This window comes from Sphingobacterium sp. WOUb80 (genome assembly GCF_050058145.1).
In the GTDB taxonomy this organism is placed as follows: Bacteria; Bacteroidota; Bacteroidia; order Sphingobacteriales; family Sphingobacteriaceae; genus Sphingobacterium.
This window is the reverse complement of sequence record NZ_CP165617.1, coordinates 5,136,312-5,161,250: the sequence shown is the minus strand read 5'-3', so window position 1 is coordinate 5,161,250 and position 24,939 is coordinate 5,136,312. Positions and strand designations below refer to the sequence as shown.

The 24,939-nt window shown below is 42.4% G+C and carries 21 protein-coding genes; 6 read left to right on the top strand and 15 right to left on the bottom strand.

Features of this window, described 5'->3' with window-relative positions; translation table 11 throughout:
- From AB1Z56_RS21415 to AB1Z56_RS21400, 4 genes are all read right to left on the bottom strand, one after another.
- Window positions 1-717: a hypothetical protein gene (locus AB1Z56_RS21415; protein WP_309367346.1), complete on the bottom strand. Its 717-nt coding sequence runs from the start codon at window positions 715-717 to the stop codon at window positions 1-3.
- Window positions 718-723: 6 nt separating this feature from the next.
- Window positions 724-1,935 carry a lipopolysaccharide biosynthesis protein gene (locus AB1Z56_RS21410; RefSeq protein WP_426790084.1) on the bottom strand — a complete coding sequence of 404 codons (1,212 nt, stop codon included), beginning with the start codon at window positions 1,933-1,935 and terminating at the stop codon, window positions 724-726.
- A gap of 112 nt (window positions 1,936-2,047) precedes the next feature.
- Entirely contained in the window at window positions 2,048-3,124 is a 1,077-nt protein-coding gene (locus AB1Z56_RS21405; RefSeq protein ID WP_309367344.1) for a lipopolysaccharide biosynthesis protein, read from the bottom strand.
- A 6-nt stretch (window positions 3,125-3,130) separates the two neighbouring features.
- Window positions 3,131-5,671 carry an SLBB domain-containing protein gene (locus AB1Z56_RS21400; RefSeq protein ID WP_426790083.1) on the bottom strand — a complete coding sequence of 847 codons (2,541 nt, stop codon included), beginning with the start codon at window positions 5,669-5,671 and terminating at the stop codon, window positions 3,131-3,133.
- A gap of 235 nt (window positions 5,672-5,906) precedes the next feature.
- Between AB1Z56_RS21400 and AB1Z56_RS21395 the strand changes: the two genes are divergently transcribed.
- The 6 genes from AB1Z56_RS21395 (at window position 5,907) to AB1Z56_RS21370 (ending at window position 12,382) form a co-directional block, all read left to right on the top strand.
- Window positions 5,907-7,385, top strand: coding sequence for a hypothetical protein (locus tag AB1Z56_RS21395; protein WP_426790082.1), 1,479 nt, complete (start codon window positions 5,907-5,909; stop codon window positions 7,383-7,385).
- Between the two features lie 136 nt (window positions 7,386-7,521).
- Window positions 7,522-8,433, top strand: coding sequence for a DUF5106 domain-containing protein (locus tag AB1Z56_RS21390; RefSeq protein ID WP_426790081.1), 912 nt, complete (start codon window positions 7,522-7,524; stop codon window positions 8,431-8,433).
- 3 nt (window positions 8,434-8,436) lie between these two features.
- Window positions 8,437-8,925: a S24 family peptidase gene (locus AB1Z56_RS21385; protein ID WP_426790080.1), complete on the top strand. Its 489-nt coding sequence runs from the start codon at window positions 8,437-8,439 to the stop codon at window positions 8,923-8,925.
- 431 nt (window positions 8,926-9,356) lie between these two features.
- Entirely contained in the window at window positions 9,357-10,268 is a 912-nt protein-coding gene (locus tag AB1Z56_RS21380) for an NAD-dependent epimerase/dehydratase family protein (protein WP_426790079.1), read from the top strand.
- A gap of 163 nt (window positions 10,269-10,431) precedes the next feature.
- The gene (locus tag AB1Z56_RS21375) at window positions 10,432-10,701 is read left to right on the top strand and encodes a PqqD family protein (RefSeq protein ID WP_426790078.1); all 270 of its coding nucleotides are present in this window, start codon (window positions 10,432-10,434) and stop codon (window positions 10,699-10,701) included.
- Window positions 10,702-10,753: 52 nt separating this feature from the next.
- Window positions 10,754-12,382 carry an ABC transporter ATP-binding protein gene (locus AB1Z56_RS21370; protein ID WP_426790077.1) on the top strand — a complete coding sequence of 543 codons (1,629 nt, stop codon included), beginning with the start codon at window positions 10,754-10,756 and terminating at the stop codon, window positions 12,380-12,382.
- 10 nt (window positions 12,383-12,392) lie between these two features.
- Here the strand turns inward: AB1Z56_RS21370 and AB1Z56_RS21365 are convergent, their stop codons facing one another.
- The 11 genes from AB1Z56_RS21365 to AB1Z56_RS21315 all read right to left on the bottom strand — a co-directional run bounded on the left by AB1Z56_RS21365 (window position 12,393) and on the right by AB1Z56_RS21315 (window position 24,938).
- Window positions 12,393-12,788, bottom strand: a complete 396-nt coding sequence (locus AB1Z56_RS21365) for a hypothetical protein (protein ID WP_426790076.1) — start codon at window positions 12,786-12,788, stop codon at window positions 12,393-12,395.
- A 377-nt stretch (window positions 12,789-13,165) separates the two neighbouring features.
- Window positions 13,166-15,556, bottom strand: a complete 2,391-nt coding sequence (locus tag AB1Z56_RS21360) for a GumC family protein (RefSeq protein ID WP_426790075.1) — start codon at window positions 15,554-15,556, stop codon at window positions 13,166-13,168.
- An 11-nt stretch (window positions 15,557-15,567) separates the two neighbouring features.
- Window positions 15,568-16,362: a polysaccharide biosynthesis/export family protein gene (locus AB1Z56_RS21355; RefSeq protein WP_426790074.1), complete on the bottom strand. Its 795-nt coding sequence runs from the start codon at window positions 16,360-16,362 to the stop codon at window positions 15,568-15,570.
- 53 nt (window positions 16,363-16,415) lie between these two features.
- A complete protein-coding gene (locus tag AB1Z56_RS21350) occupies window positions 16,416-17,507 on the bottom strand; it encodes a nucleotidyltransferase family protein (RefSeq protein WP_426790073.1) in 1,092 nt (363 codons plus the stop codon).
- Window positions 17,494-18,603, bottom strand: a complete 1,110-nt coding sequence (locus AB1Z56_RS21345) for a glycosyltransferase (RefSeq protein WP_426790072.1) — start codon at window positions 18,601-18,603, stop codon at window positions 17,494-17,496. The genes AB1Z56_RS21350 and AB1Z56_RS21345 overlap by 14 nt, the downstream gene beginning before the upstream one ends.
- 33 nt (window positions 18,604-18,636) lie before the next feature.
- Window positions 18,637-19,743, bottom strand: coding sequence for a glycosyltransferase family 4 protein (locus AB1Z56_RS21340; RefSeq protein WP_426790071.1), 1,107 nt, complete (start codon window positions 19,741-19,743; stop codon window positions 18,637-18,639).
- Window positions 19,740-20,882 (bottom strand): glycosyltransferase family 4 protein, encoded by a 1,143-nt coding sequence (locus AB1Z56_RS21335; protein ID WP_426790070.1) that lies wholly within the window; start codon window positions 20,880-20,882, stop codon window positions 19,740-19,742. Before AB1Z56_RS21335 ends, AB1Z56_RS21340 begins: the two co-directional genes overlap by 4 nt.
- Window positions 20,848-22,140 carry a hypothetical protein gene (locus AB1Z56_RS21330; protein WP_426790069.1) on the bottom strand — a complete coding sequence of 431 codons (1,293 nt, stop codon included), beginning with the start codon at window positions 22,138-22,140 and terminating at the stop codon, window positions 20,848-20,850. The genes AB1Z56_RS21335 and AB1Z56_RS21330 overlap by 35 nt, the downstream gene beginning before the upstream one ends.
- A gap of 4 nt (window positions 22,141-22,144) precedes the next feature.
- Window positions 22,145-23,143, bottom strand: coding sequence for a glycosyltransferase family 2 protein (locus AB1Z56_RS21325; protein ID WP_426790068.1), 999 nt, complete (start codon window positions 23,141-23,143; stop codon window positions 22,145-22,147).
- Between the two features lie 15 nt (window positions 23,144-23,158).
- Window positions 23,159-24,037, bottom strand: coding sequence for a GT-D fold domain-containing glycosyltransferase (locus AB1Z56_RS21320; protein ID WP_426790067.1), 879 nt, complete (start codon window positions 24,035-24,037; stop codon window positions 23,159-23,161).
- Between the two features lie 4 nt (window positions 24,038-24,041).
- Window positions 24,042-24,938, bottom strand: a complete 897-nt coding sequence (locus tag AB1Z56_RS21315; RefSeq protein WP_426790066.1) for a beta-1,6-N-acetylglucosaminyltransferase — start codon at window positions 24,936-24,938, stop codon at window positions 24,042-24,044.
- Window position 24,939: the final 1 nt, after the last annotated feature.

The following is a 24,939-nucleotide window of genomic DNA, read 5'->3' as shown; positions in this document are numbered from 1 at the left end:
TTATAAGTTTATTTTATTTAAAAAATATTTAGCACGCTGGATTAAATTCCGGGGTAACCAATGAAATATAGATGATTTATAAAAATTGCCATCCGTCCCAGATTGACCGACTATCCATGGTAAATACTTAAATGGCATAAAACGCTTTCCTGAAGCCATTGCTAGTAATGTTGCTTTTGATAGACAATGCTCAAAATATATCCCCTTGCTATCGTTTAAGCTACCTAAAAATTGAAACAGAAAATCAGAGAAAAAAGACTTCTGTACTATAAATATTCTAGAATCTACAAATTGAAAGTTAAACTTCTGTAATCCATATATATCACTTTTCTCAAGGTTATATGAGCTTAGCAGATTATTTATATTCTTTATTATATATCTCCCTGTAATCTTACATATAAATTCAGCGTCTTTAATAAATTTTGATTGTTCAATTGCTTTCATTAAAATTAACATCTCCCCATAACCCTTTCCCAAATTTCTATCGTAATCGTTGCTCGAGAAAGTAATAAATTCCAAACGTTTTTTTTCGACGTCATTAAATTCAGTAGAAATATCTGTTCCTGAATTTTCTACGAAAACAATCGGAAGGTTAGTTTTTTGTATATAATATCTAATCGCCAGAATATATTGCGACTTTCTATCTTCATAATTCTGTAGGGCAGTTAATACCATTCCCTTTGGATCAATGCAGCCCGTCAATAATAGTACTCCCATATAAATCTATTTTTTCCAAATTCCGCGCGCAGTCCCTGCGACAATCTTTTGATACTGCACAAATTCGATCACCGCAGATATTATACTTAAAATCAAGGTCGCTAAAACAACACCTGCAAGACCAATCCAATGCCCGAAGAAAATGCCAAGAGGTATATTCAATATACCTACCACTACAACTAAAATAACTTGCAAACTAATGATCCCAAGACCATTTAAATAATAGATATAAATAGTTCTAAATGCATTCAAAACGGTATACAATGCTAATACCCAAGAGAGTAAAATAGGCGAATCTATTTCCATCCCCAGCCATAATTTATAGGCAAAACGAGATGAAACTGCCATAATACAAGCTAAAATTCCTAACCCCAAAACAAGCATTTGCATTTTCTTTATCGTGCTTTTTATCCATGTATGATCCTCTATTCTATAGGCTTCTCCAAACGCAGTCCATAAGGGTGCCATCACAATACCAGATAACATGGTAATAATGCTAAAATAGCGATATGATATATTGTAAGTAGTCACTGCATCAGGACCGAATAGCTGGGTTATGATTAAATTATCGATATTATAAACTAAAATTAAGCCCAATTGAATAATAAAGAACTTCCAGCCTAGCTGAAAAATATCCTTTAATAAGGTGGAATCGAAAAATGAATAATTTGGAGCTATAACCTTATATCTGCCTTTAAACAAAAAATAGTTTGCACTAAACAAAATTAATACTGGACTTAAAGCCATGGGAATGGCTAGCATTTCTAACGTACCTGTTTTTACATACACCGTTAATAGGAAAATCACAACAAGAGACAGGCAATTGATGAGAAGATTGACTATAGATCCAATGATGGTATTTTGGTTGGCAGCAGCGACTGTAACAATTGTATTCAGTACAAATTGAAATGTGAAAGAGAAAAAAATAAGGAAAGCAACCCTTTTCAATTCACTTTCTGTCATAAAATGTGCATTTAAAATGTCTTGCCAACTAACAAAGAACTGACCAATTATAAATAATAAAAATAGCCCTAAAGAAATGCATAGTAGAAGTAAATATGTTGTACTGACATATTTCTTTGCCTTTACAACATCCCCATCAGTAAGTGATTCTGTCAGCTTAGTCTTCAATCCATTTCCGAGACCGATATCAAAAAAATTAAACCAACCAATTATACTGCTTAACACCAGCCATAAACCATATTGATCTTTATTCACAAATTTCAATGTGATTGGTACCAATGCCAATGTAGCAAGTACACTTAACCCTTTAAATAATAGTGAGTATGAAATGTTATTCTTTAACCTACTGGTGCGATGGGACATTTTGCTATTTTTTAAATGCAAATGAAATTGTTAAAAAAAAGAGGGATATAAATATTCCCAGCACTCCTCCTAAAATAATCCCTTTGATTACTCCTATTGATTTTTTACTTAAAGGTAAAACAGGCTCATCAATAACTTGAATTAACGGTGTTTCACGCATAAGAGATAATTTGGCCATTTCTAAATTTTGGATTAACTGGCTCAATATAGCTTTATTAGTCTCCGCAGAAAATTGAGAACGCTGAGTTGGTATGATTCGCTGTGCTTGTTTTGTTGGGTTGAGATTTGGAGTATTGTCTATAACAATTGCCGCCGAGGTTATTGCTCCATTCAAAACTCCTCTAACGGAATCTGTTTTATGCTGTAAAATTTTTATATTATCTTCAGATTTCTTGGTTTTTGTTTTGACATAAAATTCATTCACTTTTTTTACCAAGGCTGAATTAAAATCTTTCGCAAATACTTCGTTAGTTGATTTTAACTCAACTTTAATGATAGACAGCTTTTTATCTAATTTATCTACAACCAAGTCTTTGTCACTTATATTAGCGACAATACTATTCATAACGCTGTCTTTTGCTCTTTGCAACTCTGATGACTTCTGTTTTGCTTCTTTAAAAGAGATCTTCAATAAAGTTGGTTTCTTTTTCTCCCACATTTTTTTCAACCCACTTATCTCCAGATATTTATCAACCATTAAAACTGAAGAATCGCCAGGAATGGGATCATATAATGCAGCCTCTATCATCTTTCTAGATTTATATAGCTCCAATAGATTGTCTCCTTGAAAAATTCCCCCGCTGGAAGATCCGAAATCTAATCCTGCTAATGCCGCTAGCCCAGCTACCTGTCCGAGCCCCCCGGGATTATTATCTCCAGACTCCAAAACAAATGTAGTTGTAGCCATATAAATTGGTTTATTAGCTTTAGCGTAAAATAACCCGCCAGCTATCCCAATTCCTAAAAGAATGAGAATGATATACCATTTTGACAAAAGGTAACTTATCCATCTTTTTATCTTAATCGCTAATTCACCTAAAGATAATTCCCCGGATACAATTTGCGTATTTCTATTTTCCAAAACCAACTATTTAAATAAACTAATAATAATCGCCAAAGTAGAAGCAATACCAGTTCCAATACCTATCCAAGCTTGTGAGCTTAGCTTTTCTCTAGGAGCGCGTTTAGGAACCACAATCTCTGCTCCGGGTTTCACATCAGGATACCCACCATCTTTTCCCTTAACAGCACCATTAGCATATTGTACAAAGACACGTTTCTTCAAGGCATTATCGGTAAATCCTCCCGCCTGGTTTACATAATATTTTAAGCTCTTGCCTTTGACATAGACTACGTTGTTTGGATTCAAGACTTCACCCACAACCTTCACTGTCTCCAATTCTTTTGGCACATTGATAATATCGCCGTCTAAAACCAGAAGGTCTCCCTTTTCATAAGGCTTCTCTAAGATTTTATTCAATTCAATACCTACAAGGTCACTCGGCTCAATCTCAGCAGCTGACATCCCTTGTTGCGACACTTTTGCCAAAGCGACACTTTTTGCTTTGGAACCATCATTATTCTTGTCAGCGTCTTTATCAGCATCTTTATCTAGGCTAGAATCTTTTTTATTACCATCTTCATCGAAGTCATCTTTTTCTAATTCTTTCTTCAATCTCTCCTTTTCCTTTTTCTCTTCGGCTTTCAATTTAGACATACCCGTACGTTTCAGGGATGCTCCTTCGGTATACGCATAAGGTGTCAGGCCACCTGCGCGTTTAATAATATCCGAAATACGTTCATCTTCACGTGCAATGGTATAAAAACCAGGATAAAGGACCTCTCCCTCAATTTTTACCTGACGCTGGGTACGGAAACCAGCGTCGCCCAAGATAGAAATGACATCATAAGGTTCCAGCGTTATGCTAGGATCCATAAGCACCCCATCTTTAATATCCACCAAAATAGTTTTCGACGATCGATGATCGGTTACATCTAAGTTTTGTAAACGTCGAGCAATTTCTACACGTGCATTCTTAGCCGCTTCGGTAAATCCACCGGCCTTCTGAATAAGGTCTCCCAAAGTCGCATTGCTCGCAAATGGGAAATCTCCAGGAAAACGTACCTCGCCCTGAACAGTGAATTTATACTCGTCTCTTAAATCAAAAATAGAAGCAATCTCTATCTTATCTTCTCGTTTTAAGGGAATATCTGCCGCAGTGCCGGCTAGTATGTCGCGTACATTGAAATTGATCAGCTCCGCAGTATTATCTGCTTTCAACCGATTAATGATACCACGTTCCATAAAAGCATCTTCCCGTACACCATCAGCCATTTCCAATACCTGTTTTAGGGTCATACCCGGTTCTAAACCAAAAATACCCGGACGAAATACAGCCCCCAAAACACTGATACGATTGGCAAAACGTTCCAATATAGGTTCTACAATATACTGATCTCCACCTTTGGGTGTATAGTTTGCAAACTGATCTGCATAAATATCCTGTACACTTCTTTCCCGGCCTGTTGTCTGAAGCACTTTAACTTTGGCACTATAGGCATTCTCTGTAAAATCTCCAGCATAACGTAAGATATCCGATAGCGATTCTCCTGGCACCGTTTCAAAAATTGCCGGGCGCTTGACTTCACCTTCAAACTGCACCCGGGCACCATATACAGGTATATGAATAATATCCTGATCCTGTAGACGGATATTACCCTGTTGTATACCATTGGCCAAAAAATCATAGACATCGATCGTGCTTATAACACGATTGCCACGAATCACCTGAATTTTACGATAAGTTCCGTTTTTATTCGGTCCGCCAGAGGCATATAATGCATTGAATACCGTCGCTAAAGAGGGTAAGCTATAGGTACCTGGTTTCGTCACGGCGCCAGTCAAAGTCACACGGATGGTGCGGATATTGCCAATATTGACGCTTACCTGGGTTCTTCCTGAACGCAGCGCTGGGTAAGTCCCGCTCAAACGTTGCTCAATCTTGCTTTTCGCCGCAGCTATGGATAAACCCGCGACATTGATCTGTCCCACATATTCCACCTTAATAGTTCCATCTGGACTTACCGGAAGCTGATAGGAGGCTTCATTGTCTCCTGTGATATCTAACAAGATTTCATCGTCTGGACCAATAATATAGGAACTTGGTGTCGCCATACGCAAATTAGGCTCAAAAGTAATCGCGTTATTTTTAAAAAGATCTGAGCCGAAGATTTTTAGTTTTCCTTCTTCATTTTCGATGGAGTCGCGTTTATTTAATTGTTGACGCTGTAACGAATCTGTATTGGAATAACCTTCTACTTGGCGCCCCTTATTCCGGTTATTAGCCGTGTTATTTACCTTTCCTTTTAGTTGTTCGGGTTGTTGTTTCTTACGTTTGATTTTCGCCAGACGATCTTTTAATTTCTGAACTTCTACAGCTGAAACACCCTGTGCACGTGCGAAACCGTCTAACTGACTTTCGTCATAACCCATTAAAGCGGCTTGTTTCACATACTGTTCAATCTGTGCATCACTTAGATTGTCTACTTTTATATTGGCAGGATTGGTCTGTGCATATACTGTACCCACAAATCCTGCAAGGCATAACCATAATATTATTCTTTTCATCGACACCGCGGTATTTGCCGCAAAATTAGTAAAACTATTTAATTAAATGATTGAAATATTTCTTGAATCGGCTTTTCAACTATAATTCATTTGTTATTAAAGACACTTTGCCAAAATACACTATAACGAACGTAAAAATGAGTAATGTTGCTACACTACAGGATAGCGGCTTATTCATTGATCATTTTTTTATTTAACGAAATAGTTAATCCAACAAGAAGGCCTATATTTGCGCATGCGCCAAATTATTTACACAAAAGCTATTCTTATTACGCTAGGATGTGGGCTATTGTCTTCTTGCCTAAAAAAAGATCTTTACTCGGGCAGCAAGCGCGAAGATGGAAAAGAAGTATCACCGCCCGATAACGGCGGAAATACAAATCGATATAGCTATCCATTTGGTGAGGAAAAGACAGGACAAGAAGCGGAACTCATCATCGAATTTCATTCCGAACAAGGAATAATCCACACTCCGACAGTAAGTATTCCGCCGCTGAAATATAATAAGAGCTTATTGTTTATGCTAACTCAGGACGATTGTAAGCAGTCGGCATTCAGCATGACCTGGGCTGCCATTAATGGTAAACCAGTTGATCGCTCTGATATTAAACGAAAATATTACTACGATATTGAACACCTGGAAGCAGATGACCTCCCTCCAAACAGTTACTTGCTGGGAAAAACGCTGGGTAGTACCGATGGTTTTGGGAATGAAGTGCGGTTCCACTTTACAACTACCCTAGCACCGGAATGGGATTTTATGGACGCCCCGACAGCAGTAAAGAAGAACTTCACAGAAAACTTTTTCCGCTTTTATATGAAATCTGGCCTACGCTGGAATAATGTAGTCGAAATGGTGAACGATGGCAATGCGATTGCATTCCACGACTTGAATACCGCCGCTATTAATAATGTGGACTCGCTAATCAAGCATTTTGATCGGGCTCAACAAATCACAAATAAAAGATTAAATGGCCGGAACATCAAGTTTTTGGCCGAGCCCAATGGAAATAAATCGTATCCCCAGGCCGCTCTTGGTTTTCCAGCAATTCAGACTATGACGGCGCAGACCGGTGCCGATGAGCTTATACCATATCAGGTCAATTCGTCCCTAAACCAAAAGTCCTTGGCCCGTGTGTTTGTTAATCATGCTGCTGAGGTGGAAAAGCTGGTCAACGATGCTGCTGCTCAAGATGTGGCTAACCGTGAGGCCGTTCATATTGGTGTACACGAAACAGATCATGACTGGGCTCAGCTCCTGCTCTGGCTGAACAATACATACGGAAAGGATGGAAAGGACATCCTGTGGTTTCCTTCGCAAGAAGAATATTATGAATATAATTATAATAGGCAAAACAGTGTAATCAGTAGCCGTATCGAAGGGAATAAATTAATCGTGAAAGTCAAATTCCCCAGTCAGCCGGATTTCTACTACCCTGCATTCACACTCAATATCAACGGATTGCACATGAATAGCATTAAATCAATTTCGTCGAATGAAACTGTAACTGGTTTGACATACGGCAATTTCGAAAAGGGAATCAGCTTCAATATAGACTGCCGTGGATTTATAAAGGAGCATGCAACGCAGTATGTGAATAGGTATCTATCGAAAAAATCCGCCGCAAACCTACTAGACGCAATGTATCATATTAACGCACTAAAAGATTCGCACGAGAAGAAAAACCTGCTTAACACCCTCGGTATAGAGTAAAGAGCTTTTAAAAATGTATCGCCCTGAAAATTTATGATTATATTGTATGTCACTCGTTCCGATTGAAAAAAATAAAGTGAAAGGATTAACTTTACGAGTGCTCTAAACTGATAAAAAATTATAGATAAATTAAAAAATGAAAATTATTTCGATTGTTCTACTGATACCTATTAGCGCGCTCTCCCTTTTGTTTTGGTCTTGTACCAGCACCACGAAAGAAAAGCAAAAGAAAGAAGCAATGGCCCAAAATACGAGGCCTATCAGTTCGGCAGACAGCACGTTATTCAATTTCTGGGATAAATTTGATATGCGGGATACAGCACAGGTGAAAAATCCGGAAAAAGGAGAACAACAGCTTGCTGATTTTCTTCAGCTCTTGTTGCAGCATCCAGATTCTGCAACAAGAGATAAAGCGGTCGATCTCATGCTCGACAAAGCAAAAGTCAATCGGACAAACTTTGACTATTTCATCAAAAAATATGAGCATTATCTATATGATGGCAATTCGCCCATGCGCAACGATATTGTCTATGAATCCGTATTACGCTATCTGATCAAAACAGATCTGCTTTCCGATCTTGAAAAAGAAGCTTATAGACCAATTTATAAACTAGTACGCCAAAATAAAGTTGGGCAAAAAGCAGAAGACTTCATTTTTGAACTGGCCAATGGACAAAAACAAAAGCTGTCCGAAATTGATGCGAAATATAGCCTTTTAATTTTCTACGATCCGGACTGTTCTCATTGTAAAGAAACCATTCATCAACTTCGTGATACCCCGCAGCTCGTTCAGCTCTTTAATCAACTGCAGATACAGGTAGTGGCCATCGATCCATGGGGCGACCGCAGCAAATGGAAAAATTTCCAATCCGAGTTATCGTATGAATGGATCAATGGTTTTGACAGCGAAAATAAACTTTTAACGTTCAATTTGTATGATCTCAAAGCTTCGCCAACGATTTACCTTTTGGACGAAAACAAAAAAGTACTATTGAAAGATACCTATTTACAGCAGGTCATTGCGTATTTTGTTAAAACCAATTCCTAACTGATGGCTGAAAATACGAGTAAAAACGAAACACGGGTTATATCAAACGAAGACTATTTCGCCGAGGTACAACGCATCCTTCGTGAAGGCAAAGAGGTCCGCATACGCGTGAAGGGTAATAGCATGCGTCCATTTATTCAAGATGGAGATACCGTCCTACTCCGTGCATACAGCGGTAACCCCCTGCCCTTAGGCAGCAATATACTCGCTAAAGAAAATGATAAATTTGTCTTCCACCGCTTTGTAGGGAAGAAAAATGGCCAATATATTTTGGCCGGTGATGGTAATCTTGTACTCCGTGAATACGTGAACTCAACAGATATTATCGCTATTGCCATCATGCATTATCCCAAAGATAAAGACAAAGTTATAGCTGTAAACGGTACATGGGCAAGATTACGTGGGCTGTGCTGGTATCGCTTCCGATTGTTACGTCGCGTGCTTACCAAATTAAAATTGATTAATTCTGCTGCAGATAGATTAATCAAGTAAGTAATTATTTACTCAAGCGCTAAGTAAGAATGTTTAAGAGAATAGATAGATATTATCAAACAGTTGAATAAAAATTTTCATTTAAAAGCATAGATTTTTGAATGAAATACACCTTTCCTAATTTTTGCTATTGTAGGAAAATGCTAAACTTTAAAAAAAATTAACATTAAACTGTAGCAATTAAGATAGAATTAACGTTGGGTAAATTAAAATAAGTAAATATATGTATATTTGCATTAATTATTTTAGCTCGAATTATGAAGAAAGTTTTTTACAATGTTAAATATCCTTCAAACTATCGCTTTTAATTATCCATATTAAAACTTTTAACAAACTATTTAATAATGCATTAAAAGATTCAGAATTCTATAATAATTAAACATATTTATTTAGCTATATAAATATCGAAGAGAAAGCGTAAGGGTAATAAGATGAAAGTATTAGTTTTAGGGGGAAGTAGCGGATTCCTAGGGAGTCATTTAAAGAGGAAGCTCAAGGATCCAATTCAATGTGAATTTGTTTCCATGAGAAATCTGAATTGGTCAAAAGACAATTATCCAACAGATTGCATCATCAATTTAGTAGGTAAAGCCCACGATTTTACGGGTAAGGCAACAGAAGAAGATTTCTTTTTTGCCAACTTTGAGTTAGCAAAAAAGGCATTTAACATATTCGTTGCCTCTCAAGCAAAGTTATTTATTCATATTAGCTCCCTTGCGGCTATTGAAGAAATAGAGTCTTTAAAATCTCTCTCTGAAAATGCTACATATAACTCTGTTTCTGCTTATGGTAGATCTAAACAAGCGGCCGAAGAATGGCTGATGAGTCAACAACTACCTGCAGATAAGAAACTAATTATCTTACGTCCTCCTATGGTGCATGGTGCCGGTGACAAAGGTAATTTAAAACAATTGTATTCCATCGTAAGCAAAGGAATTCCCTATCCATTGGTTCGATTTAAGAATAAACGATCGTTTCTTTCCGTTGACAATTTTTGTTTCTTTGTTGAACAGATTCTTTTACAAAATGAAAAGATAAATTCAGGAATCTATCACCTATCCGACGATGAAACTTTATCGTCCAATGAAATCGTAAATATCATGAAACAGGAAACAGGCTTAAAAATTCCTTGTTTTCCACTGCCGAAGCGTATAGTTTCCTTTCTATCGAAAATCGGCGACCATAGTAGAGCGTTCCCTCTGAATACATGGCGCTTGAAAAAATTAACAAGCAACCTTGTTGTTTCAAACAAAAAAATAAAACTTGCATTGGCAATTGAGCGTTTGCCTAAAACAGCTAAGGAGGGTCTGCGTGACACCATTAGATCATTAAGGCAACAGTAAAATCTGTTTGAGCCTCAAAGCAGAGCAATAGACAACCGCTGAAATAAAAATTAAAATTGTGCCTTAAATACGAGTCTTTTATATTGTATTTAAGGCACAATTTATTTATGTTTGATATCATAGCCTGTAGCAAGCTATCTCTTATTATTATATTTTAAACCTTATGAAGTTAAGATCGGATTTAATTTTGAGAACCATTGGTTCAGATCATTTGATTGTAGACCCCAGCCAAGATATGGTCGACCTATCAACAGTTTATACGCTCAACAGCTCGGCGGCCTGGCTTTGGGAAGAACTCAAGGGAAAAGAGTTCAATACGGATACCATTGTGGAGTTACTCGTTGAAAATTATGAGGTCAGTAAAGAACAGGCACAATCCGATACAGCCATTTTACTCGAAGATTTCCAAAAACAGGGATTGCTGGAAGAATGAAAACTTCCTGGACAGTAAACCTACGCATGGATGAGGCAATCACTTGGATGACATGAATAGCAGCAGTTTGAAACAACACCTGTACTGGGCTTGGTCGATCAGCAAAGGATACCGAAGCAAACTGTTCTTTTATTTCATATTAGAACTGATTTGTATTGTCCTCTCTTTAGTTTTTGTTTACCTATCCAAGAAAGCTGTTGACACGGCAACATCTCCAGGTGAACTTCCGCTGAAATGGTTGTTAATAGGTATCATTAGCGCTATTGCGCTGAATGTCGGTATTAAAGGCTACTCCGGACGTTTGATGGAACGGATTAAGATGATGCTTACGCTCGAGTTGCAACGAACTATGCTCGACGCACAGATGCTGTCCATCTGGAAGCTGATCAAAAACTGGCATACAGGAGATATTCAGATCCGTATTCAGACGGATTGCGAGGAAGTAGCCAATATAATCGCCAATACATTCCTGTCTTTTATATTGACCGCAATCCAATTACTGGCCTCGGTCGGCTTCCTATGGTATATGGACCCCATGCTAGCCCTGATGATCCTGGCGATATCACCGCTCTTTGTTTTTTCGAAACTCTATTTCCGCAAAATGCGCAAGCTCAGCAAGGAAGTGAAAGAGGAAGAAAGTAATTTCTCCAAAGTCCTGCAGGAGAACCTGCGCTTTCGCCTGCTCATCCGTGCTATGGGTGCTTTTCCTAAAAGAAGAGCAAAATTGACCGAAAGCCAAGAACAACTTTTTAGGCTAAAAATACGGCAGCTCAACTTCTCTACCTACACGCAAGGTGCCATGAAAGTAGCGATGAACGCCGGTTACCTCGTAGCCTTCATCTGGGGGATCTATCGATTGCAATCCGGTCAGATTTCATTCGGAACGATGACTGCCTTTTTGCAGCTCGTCGCCCGGATACAATCGCCCATCCTTGCACTGATTTCCTATATTCCCGGTTTTGTTCGTTTCCGTGTCTCTGCGGATCGCCTATTGGAACTACAGGCCGGCGAGATCGAACCTCAGGTGACACCGCAACGCCTCCACGAGACTCAGGAGCTCCGCATTAACGATCTCTCTTTTAGGTATGAAGATAAATGGGTTTTACAAAATTTAAATCTCTCTTTGAAAGCAGGTGAACCTACCGCTATCATAGGGCCTAGTGGAAAGGGGAAAACAACATTGATACGTTTGCTCCTGGCACTGCTTAAGGCCGAAAAGGGACAGATATCGCTCGTCGACAAGAATGGAGAAAGGCCGCTGGCCGCTAGCCATCGCGTCAACTTTGCTTATATACCGCAAGGTAATTCACTCTTCAGCGGCACAATACGGGAAAATATGTTGCTGCATGTTAAAGAAAGTGGCCCATTGGATATACAGCAAGCACTGCGCATCGCCTGTGCCGAATTTGTATTTGACCTTCCTGACGGTATAGACACTCAAATCGGTGAGTCTGGCATCGGCCTATCGGAAGGACAGGCGCAACGAATTGCCATAGCCCGAGGCTTGATGCATAATGGTGACATATGGCTCTTCGATGAAGTCACATCGGCATTGGACCGCACAACAGCTGATACATTGATACAGCGCCTATTGGAATATGGCAAACATAAACTGTGTTTATTTGTGACACACGACCTTCATTTGGCAGACAGATGCCAAAAACGTATTTACCTGGATTAAAACAGATTGACTATCTAGCTTTTTTTCTTCTGACATTCATAATATCGATCTTATGTGTTGTTTCTGCATAGTGGATCAATACCTCAAGGTCGTTAATTTTATTGGTCAGTATCCTTTGAAAATGTAATAGCTCTAAATTTCGCTTTTTGGCACCCTCCAGCTCGGATTCCAGTTTGCTGATTTTTTCTTCATTCGAATGAACAGTTAAATCTTCCTGATAGCGATGATTTTCGAGAGTTAGCTCGATAACCTTGCCCGGTTTATTTTCTTTTATCGCTCGCTTCAGCCAGCTCACAATAGTACGTTTATCTTTGACATGGCTACGTTGCATGGCCTCTTGGACTGAAATCCTCCCAGTGAGCACCTCCCGCGCAACCTGTAACATAAAGGCTTTTCTATCTTTCATTATAATTGATTCTTACCGTACAACGCTTTAAAAAGCCGCGACCAACCAGGTGGTCCGGTCGCGGCTGCATGATCCAAATATGACATCAAATAATCAAAACCTATTCCTTCGCTGTGTCAATATTTGAAAGAACGCTTACAATAGTCCATCATCTTGTAAGACATTCGAATAGAACGCAAAAGGACAGTGAACAAATTTTGAGAGAATTTTTCTGGTTTCAAATTGCCATTAACTGAAACTTTCTGTTTCCGAACATTACGAAAAAAGAAAACACACTTTAAATTCAGCATAAGGAATTTATTTCGCCGAGACGACCTCAACTTTTTCTCCAATCAAAAAAATATTTTCATAAACTACATAAAAACAGTACCCTTCCATTAATGCTTGATTTTACGGGTAAAGATAGCTCGAATAGACCGAGCTATTTTTCTCCAGCTATTTTGTCCTTCTTCACGACCATAACCATAGCCATAGCCATAACCATACCCGGACTGCCCTAATTTGAGCCCATTCAGAATAATTGCCAAATTGGAAAGGCGCTTTTCCACATAGATTTTTTGGATTTCTGGCAGCTGCCGTTTGTCCATCTTACCGGCGCGGATCACAAATAAAGTGAGGTCAGACACACGGTCTACCACAGTGGCATCGGCCACAATACCTGTTGGTACACCATCGATAATAATGTAATCATATCGGTTACGCAAATCGCTGATTAACTGGTCCAATCTTTTGCTCAGCAGTAGCTCGACCGGATTGGGAGCCTCCATACCAATGGAGATATAATCTACATTTTTTCCATGCAAGTTGTAATGAATGATCTCTTCTAGTTCGAGGTTTAGATCGGATAAATAATGGCTCAGGCCCTTGCCGTGTATAATGCCCATGCGCTCACTTAATGTTCCTTTGCGTAGATCCATATCGACAACAATAACTTTTTTATTTAAAAAAGATAGGGTGCTCGATAGATTCAGTGAAGTGAATGTTTTTCCAACGCCAGGAATAAAAGAGGTCAGGGTAATGGTTTGGGGATGTTTACCCTCCCTCGCCATAAAACTCATATTGGTGCGCAGGATGCGAAATGCTTCCGTGAGCGGATCTCTGCCCATGGCACTCACCAAAATATTGTTCTGGGAAGTACGCTTGTTATTGGCCAAGGGAATTTCACCCAAAAGGGGCACATCAATGGCTTCCTCAATATCTTGCCGACGCCGTACGCCGGTATCCAGAATGGAAAGGGTCATAATCACAATAGCTGGCAGTATAAAACCAATTGCCATACCTAAGCCCAGCTTGCGCATTTTGCTCGGGGCAACAGGATCAAAGGAAACGATGGCCGGATCAATAACGCGGATATTATCTTCGGTCATGGCCTGGTTAATGGCATTCTCCTCACGCTTATTCAACAAATACAGATAAAGTTCTTCCTTGACCTTTTGCTGTCGCTCCACAGATAGCATGACCCGTTGCTTTTGCGGTACCTGCATCGCTTTGCCCCGGGCGACATTCTCTTCTTTCTTCATGTTGCCGGCTTTGATCTTTAATCCACCGATTGCGTTATCCACTGCCCGCCCGATATTACCGCGCATGGCCTGGAGTGCCCGATCTAAATCCTGAACCACCGGATTGGCATCACTGCTACCTTCGATAAGGCGATTGCGCCGAAGCAACGTCGTATTGTAGTCGTTGATCTGTGTTTCGACACTGGCATCTACCAGTCCTGTATTATTGGGAATAAGATCATTCTTCTTACTACCATCAGCCAGATATCCACGCATCATCTGCGCAAGATTGATATCGGTCTCGACCTTGTTGCGCTCGGATTGATACAATCTGCTGTCCTCAAAATAGGCTGTGCCGACCGTGGAAGCATCCATCCCCTGGTTTTGCGTCCGCAAATCTTCAATACTCGATTCTACAGATCCCAGCTCCTGCTCAATAATGGCCAGTCTTTCGCGAATAAAGTTTGCGGTATTTACCCCAATCTGGTTTTTGTCCTGCAAAGCAACTTCGTTGTACACTTTGATCATCTCAGCAATCAGGGCTGTCGCGCGTAGCGGGTTGGTATCTTCGGCTACAATCTGCAGTAATGAAGCATCTTCTTCCATCTGGGTGATGGAAATAGTCGAAATAAAGTAATTGACCATACCCTCTAAAGCAAACTTCTCCACTTTAATTTCTTGCTGCGGGAGCGCTTTATTGGACTTCAGAGCCGACTGTACAATGACCTGCCCAAAGGGTGTATTAACAGGTTTGTCTAAGGTAGCATCGACCTCCAGTGTGGCATCACCTTCACTCCAGTTACTCAAAACAAGTTCCTTGCCACCAACGGGAGTGACTGTAAAGGAAAAGGAATCTTCGGGTTTCCTTTGTGGAACAATCACCTGAATCGGACTCGCTGAATAGAGTTCCTTGCGCCGCAACCCCGCACCCACTGTATAGCTCATCTCGGCACCAATACGGGTAACGGTCTGCCGCATCAGCTCCTTGGATTTGAGCTGTAGGATCTCACTTGCCACACTAATGGAGTTGTAGGCTTCATTCGTGCGGGAAATCCGAGCAGTCCGCGGTGTATTCATCGGTGTTTTAATGATTATGGTCTCCGCACTGCGGTAGATAAAGGGTGATTTTGCGTACTGATAATAATAATATGATCCAAATAAGAGAATGGACAGTGCAAACCATTTCCAATGGTAAAGCAGATGTGCCAAAACATCCAGCACATTGATCGATTTGTCCTTCTGTAGCTGATTATAGTGTGTTGTTTTCATTTCTCAATCCGTTATTTTAGCAGGTTTATGGCCGTCAATATGACTGTAACCACACCTGTAGCAATGGTGGTGAACCGCCAGCTTCGATCTTCACGCGGCGTATTTTCGGCCGCTATAGGCTCCACATATACAATATCATTTTGTTGCAGATAATAGGCCGGGGAGTCAAAGATGTCCTGCGACCCGACGTTGGTCAGCATCTTTTTTCGGACGCCATTTTCTTCCCGTATCACCGTCACGCGGTCTGATGCAGCGTTTCGGGTTAGTCCACCGGCTTTGGAAATCGCTTCCAGCAAATTAATACGGGCGTCAGGCACATCAATAATGCCGACACGGTTGACTTCGCCCATGACGTTGACCCTGAGGTTCAGCAGTTCTACTTTGACGATGGCATCTTTGATATACCCGCCATCGGACAAACGCTTTGCCAACAAATCGCGTACTTGCTCCAGTGTCAGGCCTTCGAGCTGGAAATTGCCCAGAATTGGAAAGGTAATATTACCCTGCTGGTCAATAAGGTAACTTGGGCTGCTGGCACCAGTGGTATTTGAACTGAGACTATTCTCCTTCTCCACGACAGCGTAGCTACCTCCCATTACATTGAAAGGAGCCGCGAGTTCGGGATTTTTCGCGCTAATCGTTATACTGAGCCGGTCACTCTTCTGTAGTTTTAACATCGGTACATCCACTGCCTGATAGGCAATATTGGGAACCATGTCGTTGACATAGACCACTTTCTTGGGGGCCATACACGAACTTAACAGGCTTATACCAAGTAAAATCATTCCTAAAATCTGTCTTTTCATATCGTAATAATCGTTTGTTTTTAAATGTTTGGACTGCATGAGCGCTTCTAAATTTATAGGCCCCGCTGGTAAAAAAAATGAATAATAGGGAACCAAAAAGCCTCCTTAGGAGCATAAGGGAAATAGCGTACAATACGCCTCAGCAATGCTTCGGTCCGATTCTTACGTGCAACAGAAACTCCGTCAACACGTTGCACATAAGCTTCATCATAAAAGCCAAAGTTGCCGCTGTCCCAGACATCCTGGAGGATATCCATTCTAGATGCGGTAGGAGGGGAAAGAAAAGGTAGCTTCTCTGTCGCTAAGCCAAGTTCATGCACCAGAAACTGATGTACCGGAGCAATCCAGCGCAATAGGCCAATCCGGCGGTAAAGCTTTTCTAAACGCGCCCCATCCAACAGGTGCCTGTAACTGTGATAAAGTGCCGCCAGGTCGCAGAACTGACGAAGGCCGACCCCAAAAGCAAGTGAATGCTTGAGGATATGTGCAGTCACCTGAATAATCTGAACCTGTGGTGCCAATATAGCGACCTGCTGACCAGCAATCGTAAGTGTGGTATCCGGAAAATCGACCCTATACCGTTTCAATACCGCCTTGCTAAAAGGATTGTAGAAATCAAAAAGACGGTCATGCAGATCCATTTCAGTATCAGCCCAACGATAAACCTGCCCCCCAGCATCAATCCGGGGTATGCTATTTTTGATCAGGTGAAGACCGGCAAGTGTACACTGACGCCTTGATTCAAAATACCAATCGATATCGCCACAGACACGATGCTGTGGTAGCCGATAGCTAGCCGCTACACCCTGCCCTTTTAAAAGCAAAGGCCGGAGCTGCCGCTTTGTAAAAAAAGCATGCTGCTGGGCAATCATGCTATTGTTGCGGTGATAGCTGCGTTCGATCCGGTCGATCTGTACCGACCATTTTAGCTGCAGCTGCCGTGGTGGCAGATTGTTTTTTTCTAGGCAGAGCAGTCCATCATAAACAATCCCTTGAACAGTCTGCTCGTTCGCCCGGCGATAAAGCACATCCCATTCCGCCTCGGATAAGGGAAAAAGCTCCTTTTCATACGCACTCTGTTTCTTTCCCCAAAGTCCACAACGTAAAAGAAAAAAGAAGGCTCCCTGAATTCTAGTACTTTCCATATACCCTCCTGCACTCTGCGATCATTTTATCTCGCGTAAAATGATCATGATATCTTTTTCGACTTCCTTTGGCACACGTTTGATAAAAGCTGGAATCGGATCCGATCTGCTGGATGGCCTGAGCCAAAGCTGTTGCATTCTCCGGCGCAACGACCAAACCCGATACCTGATCTTGGTTGACCCAGCTCACGCCAGAACCCGGTATATCCGTAGAAACGACGGGTATGCCACATGACATGGCCTCGATCTGTACTATAGCAAATGCCTCGGTTTTCCAGATAGAGCTCAGGCAAAAAATATCGGCAGCGCCAAAATAGGTAGGAATTTCATCATCGGCCACAAACCCCACCATACTGATCCGCTCCTGCAGATTCAGCTCCGCGATAAGCTGGACGAGTTGCTGCTCCAGCGGGCCCTTCCCGCCAATAATGAGGTGATAATGCGCGTCTAGCTGTTGCATCGCCTGGATTAGATAGGCGTAACCTTTGTATTCCACAAGCCGGCCCAGCGAAAAGATAATTTTCTTGTTGGGATAACGTTTTTTTAGCGCCGAAACAGCCGTCGTATCATATTCCATCGGATTTACGCCGATCGGTATATAGTCAATTTTAGCCCCCACATCTTGTAAGAAAGGCGATTGCTCAACATATACCGGTGTGGTACCGACAATCTGATCGGCCCTTTTGATCAGCCAGCTTTGCAGTGGCTTATATAATTTAAGCAGGTTTTTCTGCTTTAAAATATCCGAATGCCAATGTAAAATAACACGCCCCCGATAGCCCGATAGGTATAGCGCCAGACTGGCCATGGGATCGGGATGATGAATGTGAATAATATCATATTGAGCAGCAATCTTCTTTAGTTTGCCAATCATCGCAGGAGCTAACATGGTACCGGCAATTTTGACCGAGGTACGGACGACAAATATTTTGGCACAGGGGTTTAGCTGTATTTCAGCCGCGGGATGATCTTCGGTCGATGCACAGAGCATGTCACAATAGACCCCGGCCTCGGATAGTCCCAGCATCAAATCGTACATCACTTTTTCCACGCCACCGCGTATCGGATAAAATTTTCCCAGTTGTAATATCTTCATCAAATTATTGCGTTTAACAGTTTATTAATAGCGCTATTGTAAGAGCTTATGAAATAGATCGGTCCAGTTTAAGACAAAGGGTTCAATCAGTTTTCCCTTTGCCACTGCATGCAAGAAAGACGCGTCTCCGCCTATAAGTGCGCCCATTTGTGTAGCTAAAGCTTTCGGATCGTCGGGGTCAAAAAAAGACACAGACGAACTCCCCGCAGCAGTGTCATGCGCATAGGGCAAATCGGCTAGTAACATAGGCTTGCCATAAGCGGAAAACTCCGTAATGGGCAATCCCCAGGACTCCGTTTTTGAAGGAAAAATAAGACAGTCGCTACTGGCATAGTAATCTTCAAGCTGTTTACGGGTGACGAAGCCCATAAAATGAAGCGATTGCAGATGCCCCCATTTGCGATGAAGCCACTGTGCATATTTATTTTCATCGCCCTTCACGGTTAGATGTACTTTAAAGGGCACAAGGCCCTGCTGTTCGAGCAGTGCTGCCGCCTGGCAGATCACTTCAAAGTTCTTGTGACTATTTGGTGATCCAGCAAACACAAAGGAATAAAATCCCGGCTTTTCCTCTTTTTCTAGAACCGACACAGCTTTGGCGGTAACTCTGGCTGGAGCAACAATAATTTTAGCCGTGGGAATAGCAAATAGCCGAAGAAATGCCTCCCGCAACCACTGCTGCTGTACAACCAAATAATTGTTGTGCTGGATATTGGGCCGGTAAATATATTTGCTAAAAAGCGCAAACAGTACAATCTTCGGGGCAAAGAGCAGATCGTGCAGCTTCCAGCGATAAAAAGGGAACGCATTATGGCAATATACGGCCCGCCGTTCGGCGACGACCGACGGACTGGTATCGTGGAGCGAAAACCAGAGGTAAACGGGCCCGATCTGTCTGGATATGGACCGCATCGACACATATTCGTACCATAGGCGGTTGACCCAGCGTTTTTTTGGCCACTGCGTTTCGATATATTCAATATTTGGAAAATCGGCCAGTGATTGCTTATATACTAAAGCAATCACCCGATAATTACCTGTTACTGCCATGACGGACAGGCAGGCCAAGCATTCCCTGAGTATGGCCAATGGTCCGGCTTCCACGAGATTTACCGCTGAGATAACAATCGTCTTTCTCATCGTTTCTCTCCTTTCATTAAGCGCTCAAATAACAAAATCCACTGCCGCATAATCCGTTCTTCATCAAAACTTTCGGCCATTTCCCATGCCGCCTGTCCCATCTGCTGCCTCCGTTGCTGATTTTCCATCAGCCGGCATGCCTTATCGGCAAAATCCTCCTGATCACCTTCGGCAATCAAAAATCCATTCTTGCCCGGTTTGATAATATCACGTGGTCCACACTTACAGGCATAGGAGATCATGGGCAGACCGCAGGCCTGCGCCTCAAGTAAGGCCATCGGCAAGCCTTCGTAGCGGGAGCTCATCAAAGCCAGCGAGCTTCGCATATAGGCATCCATAATATTCTTGACCGGTGCGTGAAGCAAAATCTGCTGTTCCAATCCCAACTCATGAATCTGGGCTTCCATTGCTTCTTTCAAAGGGCCCTGTCCGTAGATGTCGAGCTTCCAGTCGGGGCATCTCGCATGGATAACATTCCAGATCGAAATAAGCTGGTCAAATCCTTTCTGATAATCAAACCGCCCGACAGCAATAGCGCGCCTTTCAATAAGAGCAGCCCGCTGTGGCGGTGAAAAGGTCTGTGCATTGGGAATAACAACACTATTTTTTAAGCCTTTCCAATAAGTCAGGTCTTCATGGGTAAGTACCACAAAGTGGTCATATTTCCTCGCCAATGCCAGATCCTGTGCTGTCCGCCATGTATTCACTATTTTCCAGAGCCCCTTCCGATCGTACTGCAAGCGTTTAAACCTTGAAAAGTGAATTTCCAGAACTTTCTTGCTCCCATCCTTCTTGAGTTCGTGCATAAAACTGACGTCGTGGTCAAACATAGAGATCACAATATCGGCCTTTACCTGCATAAGGAATGCTTCAAGCCGCTCCCGGTGAATACGTTGTCGACGCTTATAGGAGAGCATTTTGCGAAAAATCCCCAGACCATCATCATCGGTATAATTGATACCAAGATCGACCTGCCGTATTTGCGGATGCAGCTCAAAATTAGGCTCGCGCACTTTCTGATCTGTCGTTACAATCGTTAGTTCGTGCCCCAGTTTAGCCAGATAATTGGCCTTATTGGCCAGTACGCGTTCCATGCCCCCGGCATTATACGTTCCCAAGATTGAGTAGACTATTTTCATTTTCGACACTAGATTTGGAAGTGAACAAAGAGCCCTGCACGCCTTCAACACAATAAAACAGGGCATAAATCAGAAATATATCGGTGGAGACCTTAAACCAGATGACAAAAGAGAAAGCCAATAACGAAATAAACAAAAGTTTATAACGTTTATATCTGGACAGGAATGATAAAGCATTGAAGATAAAAAAACTGGCAAAGACACCGAATCCGGCAATGCCACAATAGAGTACAAAACGACAATAGCCAATGTCGGTATTAAAGATCCAGCCATCAAAAAGGCCTGTGCCAATCAGCCAGGTGCGGGTATCTTTGGGCCAAACCCACATGTTAGTGCTCAATTTGTCCGTCGAATCGGTACGAAACTCCCCGGTCTCGTAATAATTGAAAAAACCTTCGAAAGCAAAGCGCATATAACCCCGGAAAAGCTCATTATGTGTATAAAAGTACATGGCCACAAGAATGGAAACCAGCATAAGGATAGAAAGAACAGTAAAAAACCGGACAAACTCCACACGGATAATGCGATGGAAGAGTCCTGTGGTGAAAAATATGGACAGCAGTCCCATCACGCCGCCAATGGAAGTGGTCCGCGCAATGATGTTGCCCAGAATTAAGATGGCAAAGAAGAGAATCAACAAGATGACCGTCAGCAACATGGTCCTTTTTTGAAAGAGGTCTCGTGTAAACAATGCGGAAAGCATGATCAACACCAGTGAGAACCGCACGCCGGCATTGTCTAAGGAGGCACCGATGCCATAAAGGCGGTCGACCTCCTGAGCGAAGGCCTGCCCCTGCTCGATGTAGCGATCCACCAGCGATTGCACGGCCGGTGAGCTATCGATCCATATCGCCAGAATACACTGCGCGAGACAAACAGCGGCGAGATAGTAAGTGAGGATATGAAAGTTAATATACCCATGTACCTGACGGATCACAAAAACTACCGTATAACCGGCAAGAAGCCATATTGCAAAACTCAGGTAATAGGTGGCATATGCAAAATCGTCTGTGCGGTTGAGGTCAGTTGCAATATAACAAACCAGCGAAAAAACAATAGCTACCACGGTCGCGGTAAAAAGCTGTCGGCTTATTTCGACCCGTTGCGAGCGAAAAAGCTGTATAAACAGCAGTGGAGCACCGATACCAGCCAAAATAATTTTGGTATTGACAGCCGGCGGCAAAAATGTAAAGCCGAAAGAGAAAAAATAGCAACTCACCAACAGGCCAACAAAACAGATCATAAGTACCTTTATCATAGCGTTATTTATAGATGACACCATAGATGACACGAAGTACAAGCAGGTAATAAACCCGCACCGCCCAGTATTGCCTTTTGGAAGCGAGCCATTGCAACAGGCGCGTATGCAGCGAGGCTGCGCGATTTTGGAGAATATAGCGGTCGGAATTGCTAAACCAATTGGTCCAGCGGATATAGTCAGCTTTTTGCCCCGTGACGAGCAATGGCAATTTGATCGTCAATTTTAGAAAGTCGATCCCAAGACCTATTTCTAGTGCATATTTACTCTCCCGAAGATAGCGCTCGACCTCCAAGATATTAGTTTCAACCTCCCGCATATGCTGCATCGAGAAAGTTTTGCTAATTGACCCAGCATTATCCTGCCGGTAATGGTACAATATGCGGTCCAGCAAACTAATGCGCGCAGCATGGACAAATAGTTTTAGCGTCACTAAGAGATCTTCACCCATATTGGCTCCCGGTATAAAACGGATAGCATGATCTTCATACAGCGATCGCCGCACCATGAATAACCAAAGATTCCAGCGCATACGTCCGGCCAACATGGCTTGTATAGCTTCCAAAGGACTTGCACAATAAGGCTGCAGCATCGTACGCTCACTTTTTTCAAAAACAAGGCACCACTGAAAGTACACGATGTCTGCCTGACTACGCTGTGCTTCCTGCACACAGCTTTCCACCGCATCGGGTTCCAGACTGTCATCTGCATCGACATAGAGAATAAACTCGCCTGAAGCATATTTGAGCCCCGTATTACGGGCTTCAGAAACCCCCTTATTTTTAGTATGGGAAATAATTTTGGCCGAAAAACCATCTTGTGCGCCCACCGCATCGGCAAATACCTGTAGCATCGCTAAGCTGAGATCTGCACTGGCATCGTTGACACAGATAAATTCAATATGTCCATAGGTCTGCCGACGGAGTGACACTAAAGTCCGTTCGAGGGTCTCCTGTGCGTTGTAGACCGGGGTGATAATGCTGACTAAGGGTAAACTCTTCATTTCGCTTTTGATGGATTAAGGTGTAAAAATTCGGCTTACAATCTCCTGCTCATACTGTTGATCTGCCCGATCCTCTTGCCGGTCGCCCCCCTTCACCTCATTGACATATTTGCCAGGGATGGCCACTTTTTTGGATGCTTTCTGCAGAAACCACTCGTACTCGATATCCACATGCCCAATATCCAGGGCACGCAGCCCTAACTGGGAAAGATCATAAGCGAGTACTGTCGCCGTAGGGCCAAGCGCCAGGAGCACAAGGTCGTAGGCTTCTGCCAGACGACTTGTCTCCGAAAGCAAGGCATCATAACAAGTAAAGGCATGCTGAGCCAAGGTAATTATACGGCCTATCGACGCTGCCCCTGAAAACAGATCGTTCCCCACGCCAAGGCGGCTCCTTTCACCTTCCACAATTAAGATATTCTTCTCTTGCCAGAGTCCCTTGAGCCTGGAAAAAAAGCTGCCGCTATGGGTCTTATCCAGCCAATCGATATAAGGACGGGTCACACAGGCATCGTAATAGGGTCTGGAATAATTCAGATAGGGAATATATTTTCGGTAATGAAACACCACAAATTGCCGCCAGAAAAAACTGCCCTGCGCATTAAGATGCTTCACCGAGCGTAAGCCAAAGGGGATACAGATCATACAACCCGCACTGCTGCTGCTCAGAATAGCACGGAGTCGCTGGGATAGCCTGTCATCGATATCCTGAAAACCCAGGTGTTCGGTCTGATTGATCATATGGAATTCGCCATCGCCAAATCGGGCCATCGAAAGATTGGAATGGAGCAGCTTATCCAGCGTCTCTTCATTGGTATGAATTTTTGGAAAGGGCAATAACAACCTGAAGAGCCTGTATCTAATTGTTAAGTAGCAGCGTCGTAGTATATTCATAAGGTTAATTTGAAGTGGAAACCTGTTTATCACGCACCTGTTCAACTATCCGTTCGACAAGTTCCATATCCCTCCTGCTGAACTTGCGGGCAAACAATAGATCTGAAGCAATCAGGCGATTAAAATCAGCGCTGGTCCATTCGATCAATTGGCCCTTGTGCCAGCCGATCATACGCTGGCAATCGTGATATTCGCTATCCGTATGATGCCGCTTCAACCGAAAACTAGAATTCCAGCAGAGTGTCTGTATAAAGATTTCGTCGCTGCAGAAGGTGTTTTGATACATCTTGAGCACCGCACTTTTGTGGGCCAATACATAGCGGACGAATGCGTCGGTCAGGCTGACCCATTGGGTTCCTTTCTTGAAGTCTACATATCGATTGCGACGGAGGCCAAACAGGCATTGAAAGCGTAAACTAAGGGCACGTACAGCACGATACCAATAGGCAAAAATTCCCTTACCTGCTCTAAATCTGCTGGGGTACAGATGTAGCCGCCGTACTTTTCGGTCGATCTCCTTTTCACAATCCCCTTGCTGGAAACCGATAAATTCCTGTCCTTGATGTGCAGCAAAAAAAGCATGAATCTCGTCCTGACTTTTAAGTGGAAGATCGACACCTGACAATAAATGGTAGTAGGCGTATTTCTGCTGCTTTGCAGCGGCTTCAAAAAGCTGATATTCTGCCGCCACCACAGAAACGTCCCCCCAACGCACGTCGACACGTTCTTTCAGGAGGTATAGCGTCGCATGGTTCGTTGCCAGCTTGGGCAACTGTGCTACTTTTTTATCAAAATGGATGTATATGTCGTTACGTTTATCATCCAGAAACAACAGAAGCTTATGGAGAACCTCAAACTCGGTATGCGCCATAATGAGGTAAGCATGTTTTAAGCTGTCCATA

Excerpts from the sequence above, each read along its gene's own strand:
- AB1Z56_RS21370 (WP_426790077.1), top strand. The coding sequence starts at position 10,754 with ATGAATAGCAGCAGTTTGAAACAACACCTGTACTGGGCTTGGTCGATC.
- AB1Z56_RS21335 (WP_426790070.1), bottom strand. The coding sequence starts at position 20,882 with ATGAAAATAGTCTACTCAATCTTGGGAACGTATAATGCCGGGGGCATG.
- AB1Z56_RS21350 (WP_426790073.1), bottom strand. The coding sequence starts at position 17,507 with ATGGAAAGTACTAGAATTCAGGGAGCCTTCTTTTTTCTTTTACGTTGT.
- AB1Z56_RS21365 (WP_426790076.1), bottom strand. The coding sequence starts at position 12,788 with ATGAAAGATAGAAAAGCCTTTATGTTACAGGTTGCGCGGGAGGTGCTC.
- AB1Z56_RS21390 (WP_426790081.1), top strand. The coding sequence starts at position 7,522 with ATGAAAATTATTTCGATTGTTCTACTGATACCTATTAGCGCGCTCTCC.
- AB1Z56_RS21330 (WP_426790069.1), bottom strand. The coding sequence starts at position 22,140 with ATGATAAAGGTACTTATGATCTGTTTTGTTGGCCTGTTGGTGAGTTGC.
- AB1Z56_RS21320 (WP_426790067.1), bottom strand. The coding sequence starts at position 24,037 with ATGAATATACTACGACGCTGCTACTTAACAATTAGATACAGGCTCTTC.
- AB1Z56_RS21325 (WP_426790068.1), bottom strand. The coding sequence starts at position 23,143 with ATGAAGAGTTTACCCTTAGTCAGCATTATCACCCCGGTCTACAACGCA.
- AB1Z56_RS21355 (WP_426790074.1), bottom strand. The coding sequence starts at position 16,362 with ATGAAAAGACAGATTTTAGGAATGATTTTACTTGGTATAAGCCTGTTA.
- AB1Z56_RS21395 (WP_426790082.1), top strand. The coding sequence starts at position 5,907 with ATGCGCCAAATTATTTACACAAAAGCTATTCTTATTACGCTAGGATGT.
- AB1Z56_RS21375 (WP_426790078.1), top strand. The coding sequence starts at position 10,432 with ATGAAGTTAAGATCGGATTTAATTTTGAGAACCATTGGTTCAGATCAT.
- AB1Z56_RS21380 (WP_426790079.1), top strand. The coding sequence starts at position 9,357 with ATGAAAGTATTAGTTTTAGGGGGAAGTAGCGGATTCCTAGGGAGTCAT.
- AB1Z56_RS21315 (WP_426790066.1), bottom strand. The coding sequence starts at position 24,938 with ATGGACAGCTTAAAACATGCTTACCTCATTATGGCGCATACCGAGTTT.
- AB1Z56_RS21340 (WP_426790071.1), bottom strand. The coding sequence starts at position 19,743 with ATGAGAAAGACGATTGTTATCTCAGCGGTAAATCTCGTGGAAGCCGGA.
- AB1Z56_RS21360 (WP_426790075.1), bottom strand. The coding sequence starts at position 15,556 with ATGAAAACAACACACTATAATCAGCTACAGAAGGACAAATCGATCAAT.
- AB1Z56_RS21345 (WP_426790072.1), bottom strand. The coding sequence starts at position 18,603 with ATGAAGATATTACAACTGGGAAAATTTTATCCGATACGCGGTGGCGTG.
- AB1Z56_RS21400 (WP_426790083.1), bottom strand. The coding sequence starts at position 5,671 with ATGAAAAGAATAATATTATGGTTATGCCTTGCAGGATTTGTGGGTACA.
- AB1Z56_RS21415 (WP_309367346.1), bottom strand. The coding sequence starts at position 717 with ATGGGAGTACTATTATTGACGGGCTGCATTGATCCAAAGGGAATGGTA.
- AB1Z56_RS21385 (WP_426790080.1), top strand. The coding sequence starts at position 8,437 with ATGGCTGAAAATACGAGTAAAAACGAAACACGGGTTATATCAAACGAA.